Source organism: Streptomyces sp. NPDC004752, from assembly GCF_053601275.1.
In genome coordinates, this window is the sequence record NZ_JBSGBN010000121.1 from 18,229 (window position 1) to 30,301 (window position 12,073).

12 protein-coding genes and 2 pseudogenes are annotated in these 12,073 nt (G+C 68.3%); 7 read left to right on the top strand and 7 right to left on the bottom strand.

Annotated features, from left to right (window positions below; genetic code table 11):
• The first annotated feature begins 616 nt into the window (after nt 1-616).
• On the top strand, nt 617-994 hold the full coding sequence (locus tag ACWEKM_RS35885; RefSeq protein ID WP_451625463.1) for a transposase family protein: 378 nt from the start codon (nt 617-619) through the stop codon (nt 992-994).
• A 127-nt stretch (nt 995-1,121) separates the two neighbouring features.
• Here ACWEKM_RS35885 and ACWEKM_RS35890 read toward each other — a convergent pair whose 3' ends face one another.
• Genes ACWEKM_RS35890 through ACWEKM_RS35905 form a run of 4 tightly spaced genes read right to left on the bottom strand, consistent with a single transcriptional unit; the run spans nt 1,122 to nt 4,942 of the window.
• On the bottom strand, nt 1,122-2,498 hold the full coding sequence (locus ACWEKM_RS35890; RefSeq protein ID WP_451625464.1) for an alpha/beta hydrolase: 1,377 nt from the start codon (nt 2,496-2,498) through the stop codon (nt 1,122-1,124).
• A 16-nt stretch (nt 2,499-2,514) separates the two neighbouring features.
• Complete coding sequence (locus ACWEKM_RS35895) at nt 2,515-3,297, bottom strand: 2-phosphosulfolactate phosphatase (protein ID WP_451625465.1); 783 nt, start codon at nt 3,295-3,297, stop codon at nt 2,515-2,517.
• Nucleotides 3,291-4,172, bottom strand: a complete 882-nt coding sequence (locus tag ACWEKM_RS35900) for a TauD/TfdA family dioxygenase (protein WP_451625466.1) — start codon at nt 4,170-4,172, stop codon at nt 3,291-3,293. The genes ACWEKM_RS35895 and ACWEKM_RS35900 overlap by 7 nt, the downstream gene beginning before the upstream one ends.
• The gene (locus ACWEKM_RS35905) at nt 4,172-4,942 is read right to left on the bottom strand and encodes a GntR family transcriptional regulator (RefSeq protein WP_451625467.1); all 771 of its coding nucleotides are present in this window, start codon (nt 4,940-4,942) and stop codon (nt 4,172-4,174) included. Before ACWEKM_RS35905 ends, ACWEKM_RS35900 begins: the two co-directional genes overlap by 1 nt.
• Nucleotides 4,943-5,683: 741 nt before the next feature.
• On the opposite strand from ACWEKM_RS35905, the pseudogene ACWEKM_RS35910 reads away from it, so the two are divergent.
• Nucleotides 5,684-6,026 (top strand): annotated as a pseudogene (locus ACWEKM_RS35910) (IS5/IS1182 family transposase); the annotation flags it as partial.
• A gap of 220 nt (nt 6,027-6,246) precedes the next feature.
• Nucleotides 6,247-7,227 carry an AraC-like ligand-binding domain-containing protein gene (locus tag ACWEKM_RS35915; RefSeq protein ID WP_451625468.1) on the top strand — a complete coding sequence of 327 codons (981 nt, stop codon included), beginning with the start codon at nt 6,247-6,249 and terminating at the stop codon, nt 7,225-7,227.
• A gap of 402 nt (nt 7,228-7,629) precedes the next feature.
• Here the strand turns inward: ACWEKM_RS35915 and ACWEKM_RS35920 are convergent.
• Nucleotides 7,630-8,056, bottom strand: a pseudogene (locus tag ACWEKM_RS35920) (RacP protein).
• A gap of 3 nt (nt 8,057-8,059) precedes the next feature.
• Nucleotides 8,060-9,196: a DUF6192 family protein gene (locus tag ACWEKM_RS35925; RefSeq protein ID WP_451625469.1), complete on the bottom strand. Its 1,137-nt coding sequence runs from the start codon at nt 9,194-9,196 to the stop codon at nt 8,060-8,062.
• A 144-nt stretch (nt 9,197-9,340) separates the two neighbouring features.
• Between ACWEKM_RS35925 and ACWEKM_RS35930 the strand changes: the two genes are divergently transcribed.
• The 3 genes from ACWEKM_RS35930 (at nt 9,341) to ACWEKM_RS35940 (ending at nt 10,602) form a co-directional block, all read left to right on the top strand.
• Complete coding sequence (locus ACWEKM_RS35930) at nt 9,341-10,105, top strand: transposase family protein (protein WP_451625470.1); 765 nt, start codon at nt 9,341-9,343, stop codon at nt 10,103-10,105.
• Between the two features lie 80 nt (nt 10,106-10,185).
• The gene (locus tag ACWEKM_RS35935) at nt 10,186-10,341 is read left to right on the top strand and encodes a hypothetical protein (RefSeq protein ID WP_451625471.1); all 156 of its coding nucleotides are present in this window, start codon (nt 10,186-10,188) and stop codon (nt 10,339-10,341) included.
• 48 nt (nt 10,342-10,389) lie between these two features.
• Complete coding sequence (locus ACWEKM_RS35940) at nt 10,390-10,602, top strand: hypothetical protein (RefSeq protein ID WP_451625472.1); 213 nt, start codon at nt 10,390-10,392, stop codon at nt 10,600-10,602.
• On the opposite strand, the gene ACWEKM_RS35945 is transcribed toward ACWEKM_RS35940, so the two are convergent.
• The gene (locus tag ACWEKM_RS35945; RefSeq protein WP_451625473.1) at nt 10,569-11,600 is read right to left on the bottom strand and encodes a hypothetical protein; all 1,032 of its coding nucleotides are present in this window, start codon (nt 11,598-11,600) and stop codon (nt 10,569-10,571) included. The genes ACWEKM_RS35940 and ACWEKM_RS35945 overlap by 34 nt on opposite strands.
• A gap of 181 nt (nt 11,601-11,781) precedes the next feature.
• Between ACWEKM_RS35945 and ACWEKM_RS35950 the strand changes: the two genes are divergently transcribed.
• Nucleotides 11,782-11,958 (top strand): hypothetical protein, encoded by a 177-nt coding sequence (locus ACWEKM_RS35950; protein WP_451625474.1) that lies wholly within the window; start codon nt 11,782-11,784, stop codon nt 11,956-11,958.
• Nucleotides 11,959-12,073: the final 115 nt, after the last annotated feature.

Below are 12,073 nucleotides of genomic sequence, written 5' to 3' on the forward strand. Positions count from 1 at the left end.
AGCGACTGTGAAGGCGGCCCGGTCGGGATCAGCGCCGGGAACCGTGTCGACGGCGGTGACCCTCGCGTGGCACACGGCCGGGCAGAGCGCGAGCAAGACCCACACCTTCTGCCCGGTGCCAACTGGGTCCGTCGAGCGCAGTATCTTCCAGTGGTCGTGGTCGAGCTGTACCAGCGCGTCCGCGGCATCGGTGCGGTGGTCGGTCAGCGTGATGACGAAGCCGCACAGTGCTGCCGTCGGTGCCCACCTGGGCGCTGCTTGAGAACCCGCCCGCCGGATGCGCCGCCGTCCTGGGTGGCGGCAGCGATCCGCCGGTGCGGCTCGGCCGTGTGGCGACAAGTGCCCTGGCCGGACTTGCTGGTAGCTGACGACCTTGGGACCGACAGAGGTGATCGCGGTCGGCCCGTGACGCGAGAAAGGCCGCACGGCTCGGGCGAGTTGTGACCCCTGCCTGGGCCCGTGCGGCCTGATTCCATCCTGCCCTGTCCGGGGTCTCCCGCGCACACTTCGGCGAGTTGCTGGAAGAACCCGCCCCGCGCTGGGAGTCCGCCCGCGAGTCGGCGCTGTGCCAGCGGCGCGGCGGGGACCGGCGTCGGGCGGCAGGTACCGGACCGCGGTGCGCACCGAAGGCATCGCCGAACAGTTCCGCCAGCACCGCAAGGCCAAGGCCGACGAGGGCTACCGATGCCTGACGAACAAGTTTCCCCGACCAGGTCGACCCCCGGCCGAAGAAGCCGAAGGACGAGCACCACCGGGCGACCACCACGCCTGGCGCGAGCAGCGCCGCCGCCAGTCCTCGGCGCGGATCCACGTCGAGCACAGCAACGCCGAGTACAAGCAGTGGCGGCTGCTGCAGCGGTTCACCGGCCCACGCGAGACCTACCCCGAGACGCACCTCGCCATCGCCGGCCTCGTCTTCGACCGCCCGGCCCGCAGGCCCACGCGACGCATGCCCAGCGCTGAACCAGTCCTCGCCCGGCAGGCCGCCTGCTGATCACCCACCAGCCGACCCGCCAGGCCGGCATACCCGGCCTCAATCGCTCCCAAGGGTCGTAAAGCCGCAGACCTTCAGGGCGCTGACGCGGCCGATTACGGATCGCGGCGGCTGCCGATGCCGACCATCAGGCGGCAGTCACCGACTCGGCGAGTGCGGCCTGCACCAGGGTGCGTGCGGCCCACGCCATGGCGTCTGTTGCTTCGGCGGCGTCGGATCGGCAGATGTCGAGTTGTGTCAGCAATGCTTCAGTACCGAACACCAGTGGCAGCGTGAGCCGCAGCCGGCGCATGGCGTTCGGCGGCAGAACGTCGGCGGCGGGCTCCAGTGCCCGCTCGACCCACATCATCCGGCGCCGTACCGGGCCGGGCGTATCGCCCTCGCGCAAGGAGGTCTCCAGCTGAAGGTGTTCCAGTTCCCGAAAGGCGCGGGGGTTTGCGAACAGCACCGCCATGAGGCCGCGCACGAGCGCTTCGGCACGTGCGACAGCATCGTCGGTAGCGGCGGCGAACAGTGCGTCGGGATCGGGGTTGAGCCTGGCGATGTCCGCCTCGATGGCCGACCGGGGCCGGGCCACGAACCGTGGGCCGGGTTCGAGTCGGTCGCGCAGCCACTCGACGGCATACTGGATCGCTGCTCGGCGCTGGTCGGGGACGCGGGCACCGAAGGACAGGAAGCCGTGGATCATGCCCTGCCACATCCGCGCCTCGACCGGAACCCCCGCCCCGCGAAGGCGTTCGGCGTAAGCCAGCCCGTCATCCCTGAGCACGTCACACTCCGGCAGCAACAGATACGCGGGTGGAAGGCCGGAAACATCGTCCGCGCGCAGCGGCGCCACCTCGGGCAGGGTCCGCGACGCGCCTGGGCCGTATTGGTCCACGTACCACAGCATCCGTTCCCGGGTGAGCCGATGGCCGGTGGCGAACTGCCGTGCGGACGCGGTGGCCATCGAGGTGTCCAGAACCGGATACATCAGCAGCTGCAGTGCCGGGCATGTCGGCTTCCCGCGACGCCGCAAGCACACCGCAGCCGCGAGATTTCCCCCCGCACTCGTGCCGCCTACGACGATGCGGGTCGTGTCGATATCCAGCGAATCGGCTTCTGTCGCCAGCCAGTCCAGCACAAGTTCGACATCGTCCAGCGCCGCCGGGTACGGGTGCTCGGGAGCAAGCCGGTAGTCGACGTTGACGACGAGGAAGCCGGTCGCGTTGGCAAACGTCCGGCACAGACCGTCAAGAGCCTCGAGGTTTCCGCGGACCCAACCGCCGCCGTGCAGCAGCACCAGCACCGGCACCCGGTCACCAGTCCGCGCCCGCCGGTATATACGGATGGGAACGTGTCCCGCAGTCAGGTCGCGGACCACCGCAACGTGTTCTGGCGGCGTGGCATTGCACCGCACTGTCTGCTCGTGCTCGGCCCGGGTTGCCGCGATGTCTTGCGGCCTTGCCGGCGGATCGGTGCACAGATCGGCGAGCGCTGGATCGACGGTGTTCTGGTGGAGCACTCAAAACTCCTGTGTGTCATGGGTTTCGGAAGAATTGATCGGGACAGCGCACCGGTACGACGGTGTCGTGGTCGATGAGGCAGGCGTCCTCGACTTGCGAGGGTTCGCCGCGGCTTTGCAGCCACCGTCCTGTGACCGAGCGGCGCAGCCATGAACCGATGACCTCCTGCTGGGTCCCGGCCTCGAAGAGCGCGGCCATCGCGGCCGCCTCCACGGAGACGGTCAGACCCAGACCACGGGCCGCCGAGGCGATCGCGCCGGCCGCGAGGCCGTCCTCGATGGAGGGCCGTAGTGCGGTGAACGGCGTCATCTGCGACCACATGGAGCCCGCCGCGATGAGTGTTACCCGCCGGGCTGTGCCGTTGGCGATCGACGTCGCACACCACTGGGCGACAGCCGTCCGGTTGCGGAATGAACCGATCGCCGTTCCAGGTGCCTGTTCGACGGCGGCGCACAGGGTTCCGCCGTTCTGGGACGGTACGACAACGCGGTCGCCCGGCCGCAGGCCGGCCAGTTCGGTCAAGGCGCCGCGAAGCTGCCGGTCCGGGGGGTCGTTCGCCAGTAGCCGGGCGTTGTAACGCGTCTCGATGACGGTGTGGTCGCCCTCCTGCTCCAGAACGGCCCGCGGCAGCGCAAGCACATCCGCGCCGAGCGCCACGGCCATGATGGCCGTCGTCGAAAAGGTCAGCGCGTCAACGACAACCACGGCGTCGCCCCGCTCGGCGGCGAGCAGAGCGGCGTCCAGCCCCCAGTCCAGGTGGAGCTGCGCGTCTGGCCAGGGGTCGAAGGCTGTCAGCACGCCGCCTCGCCCTTGTGGAAGTACGTGCGCTTGAGCAGCCGGTGCGCGCCCGGCTCGATCTCCGTGCGACCGTGCAGGTACAGCGTGTTGTCGAAGAGCAGGTAGTCACCTGCGTCCAGCCGCAGCTCGACGGTGGCGACGCCGCTCTCGAAATACTTTGTGAGTGTGGCCAGCCCGGCACGCTGTGCGGAAGTGACGGACTGCCCGGCGAGCAAGACACCGGCCTCGAGATTCTGCTTGCGATACCGCACCCGGAATCCGTCGTCGGCCCGGGAAAGGACGGGCGCGAGCACCGGCGCCTTGTCCTGATGCTGAGGATGGACAAACGGGTATCGTTCCTGGAGGTTCTTGAGGCTGTCCTCGTCACCTGCACCGCTGAGCGCGGCAACCGCATCGTCGACGTGGAGAAGCACGCTGCGACCGCCCTGCCCTTCATTGGCAACGCACGCGAGCCCCACAAAATCCGGCGGACATTGCTGCGCCGACGCATCGGTGTGCAAGAGCATCTCCGAGCGTTGGTTCTGCGCGCGCAGCTTCTCCTCGTCAGCGGCCACGGGGGTGAGATGATCGACCAGGTTATCGCCGTACACCCCCGAGGTGACCGCCGGAGCGGCCGCGGCGCCGAGAAGTACCAGCAGCGTGTCGCTGGCGACCGGCACGTTGCGCAGCAGCACGGCGCCCTCATCGGTCAGACCGGCGCGGACAGCGTCCAAGACGCCGGCGCCTTCGGGCACTCGCGCCACCAGCCGACTCAGAGCGTCGCCCTGCACCGGCGGACGAACCAGTGTATTTACCTCCGCACTGGGGCAGATGTCCTCCGCCACCGCCGCGAGAGACTCCGCAATGTCCTTGATGTCAATGGCTTTTACGCCCATCACGCAGTGTCCTTTCCTGGGTCGTGCGACATTTCTGAAGGGGAGAGGGGAATCGTCGGGTGCCCGAACTCGAACCGGACCCGAAGCACGTCTGGGCGGTTCCACGCATAGCTCAGGGCCAGAGGCCGGGCGGACGGTCCGTCGACGATGCAATGGACCACCTGCCACAACGGTGGGCGTCCCCCGACGTCCAGTGCACGCGCAGTCTCGACGTCAGGCACGGTGAGCTCGGCGTGTGCCCACGATCGTTCCGGCTGATAGCCGAGCGCCCTGAGCACGGCAATGAGGTCGGTGCCTGCCGTCGCCAGGAGTTCGTCGAACTGCGGCGCGAGATCATCCGGCAGGTAGCTGTAGGTGATATTGGCCGCGATCTCGTTGACCGTCGCCAGCCGCACGATCTCCACGACCCGGCTGCTCTCCGGGAGCCCCAGCCCCTGCCTGACCTCGTCGGAGGCGCGAATGCCCTTGGAGCTCACGATGGCACGACTGGTGGCAGCGCCCGCCTTTTCCACCATCTCGCTCCACGGCGTGAACCGGGGGCTGATCACATATTCAACCCGTTGAACCACATAGGTCCCTGAGCCCCTGGCGCGCCGAACCAGATAGCGACGTTCGAGTTCCTGCATGGCAGCGCGAGCGGTGACCAGGCTGACCTTATGCCGCTCAGCCAGCTCAACCTCGCTCGGCAGGCGCTCGCCGTGCTGGAGTGAGGCGATCCCCTTGGCCAGTTCCTCGGCAAGGACCAGATACGCGGGCAGGTCCGACGTCACGTGGTCACCGCCCGATCGCTCAGCGACCCGGAGTTGCGCATCCGGACGCCGTCACGGGTGATGAAGCGAAAGGCGCTCCGGTCACACCACTGCACCGCATCGGGTGCTCCTTCGCCCAGCCGCAGGCGGCCCGGCCTGTCCCTGCCCGCCCCAGCGCGAACGCGGTACTGCCGACCAGGGGCTTGTCCGGGGTGCTGACCCGTCCCGGCAGTCGTTCGATTCTCGATCATGTCCGGAACGCTAGGCCAGCAACATCAACCGTTCATCTCACGCGAGTGAACGTCAACCCAACAAGCAGTAAGGAGTGATTCATGATCTGTCACTACAGATTCTGGTGCACGCCGTGAGGAGAAGGTCACGAGCTCCACGTGGAACAGGACGCCGGAGCCGGCGCAACTTCGTCGATCACCTCTACGAGCACGCCGGCGCCAAGCTCGTCACAGAGAGCGAAGAGAACGACAGCGAACTCCGGTCGAGGTGAAGGAGCCCATCGCCGCCGAGTACGCCCACATCCAGCGGGTGACGCTCGGCACAGACGGAGGCCGGGTGACGGCACCGCGAGTGGGCGCCGAGCTCCACCGCTGAGCTGAGGTGATCAGTGAGCCTTTCCCGGTAAGCGCCCGTCGCTCACTGTGATCGCGATGCTTGCGCTGCCGCCTGTGCGGTCCTCAACTCCGGGCAGACGTAAGGCCCCTGGTAGGAACGATCTTGCGACGGACTGTTCTGACCGAGGGGCCTCATGTGTCGACCAGTGTCGCATGCACCGCGGTGCTCGATGTGAAGCGGTCCACCGCCGAACACCTGGCCCGGCTGCTGCGCGATCACCGCATCGCGGCCGGAACCCGCAGGGGCAGGCGTGGGGCTGGGCTGCTTCCGCCAGGCGGTGCTCGTCCTGCGCTGGTTCATCGACGGCACCCGGTTTCCCCAACTCACCCGCGCCAACGACCTGTCGGCGTCCACCGCATACCGCTACCTCCACTACCTCCACGAAGGACCGACCGTTCCGGCGGCCGGGGCGCCGGACCCCGCGACCGCGCTGAAACGCGCGAAGGCGGCCGGGCTGACGCACCTGAACCTCGACGGCGTGGGCGGCTGGGAACTGCCCGGCCGTGAGGGTGCCATCCGCTCCAGTGAGCCGACCCTTGGCGTGTGCTCGGCCTCCTGCGTGGCAACAATGCTGAAGGAGCGACCCCATCGGAGTGATCAGCCCGGACGCAACCCTCAAGAACAAGTCGGGTTCAGACCATACCCAGGTAGGCGATGAGAGACGAGTTGGTCGAGATGATCGGGAGGTGTCGAGAGACATGTTGATTGAGAAGGTGTTCCAGAGCGAAGACTTGCCGGCTTCGGACCGCTTCGACTTCTGGCGCCAGTTGGTCGGGCAGACGCATGCGCCGTTGGAGTTGCGCAGTGACCACTGGGCCGACTTCCGGGCCTCTCAGCGTGTGATCGACCTCGGGTGCGTAACGGTGTGGCCGACAACGTTCCAGCCGGTGTGCTTTGGGCGGACGCCGAAACTGATCAAGCAATCTGATCCCGAGGGGCTGCATCTGTCCCTGCCGTTGAGCGGGGCGTTACACGTGACCAGGGGCGAGCAGGAGACTGTGTACGGCCCGGACAGCCTGTGCGTCGTGGACACCTCTCGGCCCGTCGACGTTCGTGGGGGCCACGGCTCGGGATCGCACACGGGGATTGGTATTGAAGTTCCCAAGGCGCTGCTGCCACTGCCGCGGAACCAACTCGACCGGGTGGTCGGGCTACGGCTTCCGGCCGATGAGGGTTTCGGTGCTCTGCTGGCACAGTTGCTCACCCAACTCTCAAAGTGCGCCGGCGCTTACCGGTCCGAGGACGGGCCCCGCCTGGGAACCGTGGCCGTCGACCTCCTGTCCGCGCTGTTCGCCCACGCCCTCGACACCAGCAGTTCCCTCCCCCCAGAGACCCACCGACAGACCCTCGTGCTACGCATCCGGCACTTCATCCAACAGCATCTGCACGACCCGCAATTGACTCCGCGCACCATCGCTGCCACGCACCACATCTCCACTAGCTACCTGCACCGCCTCTTCCAGCAGGAGGACCAGACGGTCGCTGCCTGGATTCGCAGCCAACGCCTGGAGCGGGCGCGCCGTGCGCTCGCCGACCCCACGATGCGCGCCACCCCCATCCACGCCATCGGTGCGTTCTGCGGCTTCCCACGCGCGTCCGACTTCACCCGCGCCTTCCGCACGGCCTACGGTATCCCGCCGAAGGAGTACCGCTACCAAGCGAAGCGCATTGCCGAGTAGGCCCATCGCCAAGTAGGTGGGCACTCAGTGCTAACGAAATCCATGATGCCGCTATATACCCTGAGAAATGCGCGGGAGAAAGAGACCGACAGCAGGGCGTTCCTGGCCACTGATCAAGCGCGTGTCAAGGGTGACGGCCGGACAGTCAGTGGCACCGTACGCGCCGAGGGACCACGGTCGAACCCAGGACCCCTGGCCTGCCGAAGAGGGAGTCGAAGATGAACCGCATCAGCAAGACCCTCATCACTCTGGCCATGGTTGCCACCACCGGAAGCGGAGCTGCCGGTGGTATAGCAGGGCCCATTCATCGTCCCAGGTATCGGAGGGATAGCAGCGTCGCCGCAACGGTTTCCCCCCTTCAGGACGGGGCGGGGCCGGCCGCTTCGCGGCTGGCCCCGCCGGTCAGGCGTCGATGTAGTCGGCGATCACGTCAAGCGTGGACTCGACCGAGCTGAGCTGGGTGTTCAGGTGCTTGATCCATCGGCCCTTGGGTTGGAGGGCAGCGTGCGGTGCGACGACGCCGGTGATGAACCGGCGGATCTCGGTGAGCTTCTCTGATGCTCGCGACCTCGTATGCCTGGAGCTCGGCCGGGTCCGAGCAGAACTTGTAACCGTCTGGGCGGGTCCAGATCAGGGGTGGCCAGCCGCATTCGGCGATGGTGTCCCGCAGGCAGGCCAGGCCCGCGCGGGTCTGGTGGGGCGACAGTTCGCTGGATCTGACCAGCTGGTTGAAGGTCAGACCGGCCGGGCGGGCCTCGAAGAGTACGAACCGGACGGTGTCGGCGTGTCGCTGAGCGGCGGGTGATCTGCGCTCGGAAGCGCGGGGCATCGCCTACTCGCCTTGCAGCAGTTTTGCCAGCTCGCCGTCGACGTCGACCTTGCCGGTGTCGACTGCGGTCTCGATCCAGTCCAGGGTCGCCCGAACGCGGGCGACGTTCTCGTGGACGATGGTGCGTTCGTCGTCGCCGAGCTGGTGGTCGCGCATGCCGGGGACGACACGGCCGGCCGCGGCGACGAACGCGTGGCAGGCCGTGACCAGGTCCAGGAACTCCACCGACCGATCGATGTTGCGGATCGTCGGGGCGACGGGGCTGGTCTCCTCGAAGTGCTCGCGGGCCTGCCGGCCCCGCTCGACCTGAGCGTGGTTGACCTGGTGGCGGGCGGTGTCGTCCGACATCACCCGGAAGGCGACGTCCGGCCTGCGCAGCAGGCCGGTGGTCACCTCGGCGGCGACGTGCTCGTCACGGGTCAGTTCCTCGACGACCTTCATCTTGTCCGCCTTGGCAACGCGGGCGACGACCTCCGGGCGGCGCAGGAAGTCCGGGGCGACGGCCGCCGCGACCTGGTCCTCCCGGGTCAGTTCCTCCACCACCCGGACCTTGTCCTCGTCCTTGACCTGCGCGACGACCGCCGGACGACGCAGCAGATCACCCGTGACGGTGGCGGCGACCTCCTCGTCCTGGGCGAGGGTGTGAATCGCACTGACCTTCTCCTGCGGAGTGACGGGTTTGACCACCTGCCGGCCGACCCTTCGGTTCGCCTCGTCCGGCGTCCCGCGGGACTTTCCCTCCGGCGGGTTGAGGACGGTGGCGAACCGTTCCTTGTCGTCGGCTATGGACGCCAGGATCTGGTGGACCGTGAACGAGACCCCCGTCACCCGCCGGTCTTTCGGCCACTTCGACGCCGTCCACCGGGCCTTGTCCACCATCGCGTAGGACAGCCCGATGCCCTCGGCCAAGCGGAACAGCGACTCCTTGACCGTGAACAGCGAGTCGCTCCGCTCCTGACCGCCGGCCTCACGCACCGGCTCGACTTCAAGCGCATAGTCGCCGACCGTGAACTGGATCCGGCTGGCCGTCTCGACCAGTTTCCGCAGTTCAGCGACGATCTCCGCGTACCGGTTCGCGCTGACGCTGCCGACCTTGACGGAAGAAATCGAAGCATCTCGGTCCGCCAACAGGGAGCTCACCCGTGCCTTGAACCAGCCCCACTGAGCCTTTCCCAACCTGGCTGATAACGGCGTGAGTTGGTGTGGGGGCCGCGTGCGGGAAGAGGTGAAGCTCCTGGTAGATGGGTTGTCGACCAAGATCAACCTGTCCACCCGGAGCTTCATGTGCTTGTCTACCCATCGGGGATCGATCTGTCCAGCTCGGCCCTTCGCTTCCTGTCCCGCCTGCTGACCGCCCGACGACGTGAGCCCGGTACCCGATGGCGTCGGCTCCCGGCAGACCGCCAAGCCCTGCTGGTTCTGGCCCACCTGCGGTGCGGACACACCTACGCCCAGCCCGCCGCCGGCTTCGGCGTCGGAACCAGCACGGTCCACCGGTACGTGGCCGAGGCCGTCGAGATCCTGGCCGCTCTCGCGCCCGGCCTCGCCACGGCCGTCCGGGCTGCAGCGCGCAAGGCGTTCGTGATCCCCGACGGGACGCTGCTGCCGATCGACCGCATCGCCGCCGACCGCCCGTACTACTCCGGAAAACACAAGAAGCACGGAATGAACGTGCAGGTCATCGCCGATCCGTTCGGGCGTCTGCTGTGGGCCTCGGCCGCCCTGCCCGGCGCGGTCCACGACATCCGCGCCGCCCGCACCCACGGCATCATCGACGCCCTGGCCCAGGCCGACCTCCCATGCTGGGCCGACAAGGCGTATCAGGGAGCCGGCGGTACGGTGCGGGTTCCCTACCCTGGCCGCTGGGAGAAGCTGTCCGCCGGCCAGCAGGCCGTCAACAGCTCTCACGCCAAGATCCGCGCGCTCGGTGAACAGGCCATGGCCGCCCTCAAGACCTGGCGACTCCTGCGCAAACTCCGGTGCAGCACCACCCGTATCACCGCACTCGTCCAAGCCGTCCTCACCCTCCACCTCAACGCCTCACGCTGAGGTTGGGAACAGCTCACTGGCAGAACCATTCGTCCGACAACCTCAAGGCCCACCTGTACCGCGACGGCAGGCAGCACGCAATGTCCAAACTCCCCGCCGCCTTCCCCGTCCCGGGCGCCACCGTCGAGGTAAGGATGAGCGCCTTCGGAATCAAACGCTGCCACTACGTCACCGACAGAGGTCCCGAGTACCAGCTCGACCCCCACTCCGCCGAGGGGCGCCGCGCGCGCCTCTAACGCGAGCACCCCGCGCTGAGCCGCACGATCGGTCTCCTCTCGCTGTGCGTGCTCGTCGCCGCCCTGGCCGTCCTCATTCCGCAAATCGCCGAACAGCTCACCAAGTCCGAGGGCATCGCCCAGCACACCGGGACCTTCACCTCGCCCATCGACGTGCCGAAGTGGGGCAACACCGCGCTCGGCCTCGCCACGGTGGCAGCCAGCACCGAACGGGCGTTGCGGCTGCGCTACAGCTGGCTGCTCGACGGCGGAGCGGGATGAACGCGCCCTGGAGAGGGATCGTTTGCCGACAGGACGGGCGCGCGTCTGTCGGGCGCGCTCACCGGTCCGCGGGCGCCGCGTGCCAGTGTCCGCATGATGCCCGCTCCCGTCAGCACGGCCGTGGCGTGCAGCGCCACGGCGACCGCGACGTTCTCCGGGTAGCTGACGTCGCTCGGGTGCGCCAGCGCCACGTACACCGTCGCCGGCAGCCTCCAGCCGCTCCACGCGAACATCGAACCCGATCCCAGCCACGCCAGTGCCAGCAGGAGCGGAAACGGCAGCCGGGTCGGCCGGCGCCGGACGAGAGCCGGTACGGCGGCGGACGCGGCGAGAGCCCAGCACGCGCTGACCCCGGCCAACACATGCCAGCCGGCCGGCCGCTCATCGCGGTGCGCGATGCCCAGGGGGCCACCGGCCGCCCAGTAGAGCCAGGCCAGGCCGGTCGCGGCGCCGGTCACGGCGGGCCACAGCGATCCTGCGGAGGTGCGGCTGCGGGGTCGCTCCGGCCGACGCAGCGCGTGGGGCCAGCGCCGCCACAGATAGGCGGGAAGCGCGATGGCCAACGCGATCCCGGTTCCCACGAAGCTGCACTGGAGCAGCACCGCTTCCCAGCCCGGCATCGCCGCGTCACCCGCCGAGCTGCCTGAGCCTTCCGAACTCCCCGTCCCGGAGTTCACCAGCGCACCGACGGCCACGAACGGCAGGATCGACACCAAGAATCCCGACCCGACCCAGGCGAGGAATCCCACCAGCCGGCCGGGGATCCGCAACCCCCATGGCCGGACGAGCGCCAGCCCCAGCGTGATCCCGGCCGCGGCCATACCGATCGTGACGGTGTTGAGTACCAGCCACCCGCCCAGGCTGAACCCCCGCCCGACCGGCAGCAGCCCCAGTAACGAGCCGACCACCCACGACACCTTGATCACCAGATACGGCACGAGGGCCGCCGCCGCCCCGTACGCCGCCGCACGCCCGATCCGGTCCCCACGCTCCACCACGTCTCCCTCCGCTGGGGATCCCCATGGTCCGGCGCCCTCACATCCCTCCGCATCAGCCCTCAGGGGCACCCCGCTCCCCCGCTGGTCTGACTCGCCCTCCGCCCTGCGGACCACACTGACCGCACTCGCCGATCTCGTACGCGGCTTCGCCACCCTGCTGAAACCGGCCGAGGGCAACGACGTGAAACTCACCGAGCGGATCACGGCCGCCCGCGCCGTCGACCTGCCCCACCTGCACAGCCTCACCAACAGCCTCGAAATCGACCGGTCCGCCGTGAACGCCGGCCTCACCTTGCCCTACCACAACGGCCGCACCGAAGGCGTCAACACCCGCACCAAGAGGCCTGCCGCAGGGTGACGCTGCCGTCATCAGCAGGTCTTAGAAGGTGTTGTCTTTCCGGACGTGATCGACACGTTTCCGCTGGTCGGGGATAGGAATGGCGGTTCCGTGGGAGTGGTGGCGTGTCGGGTCG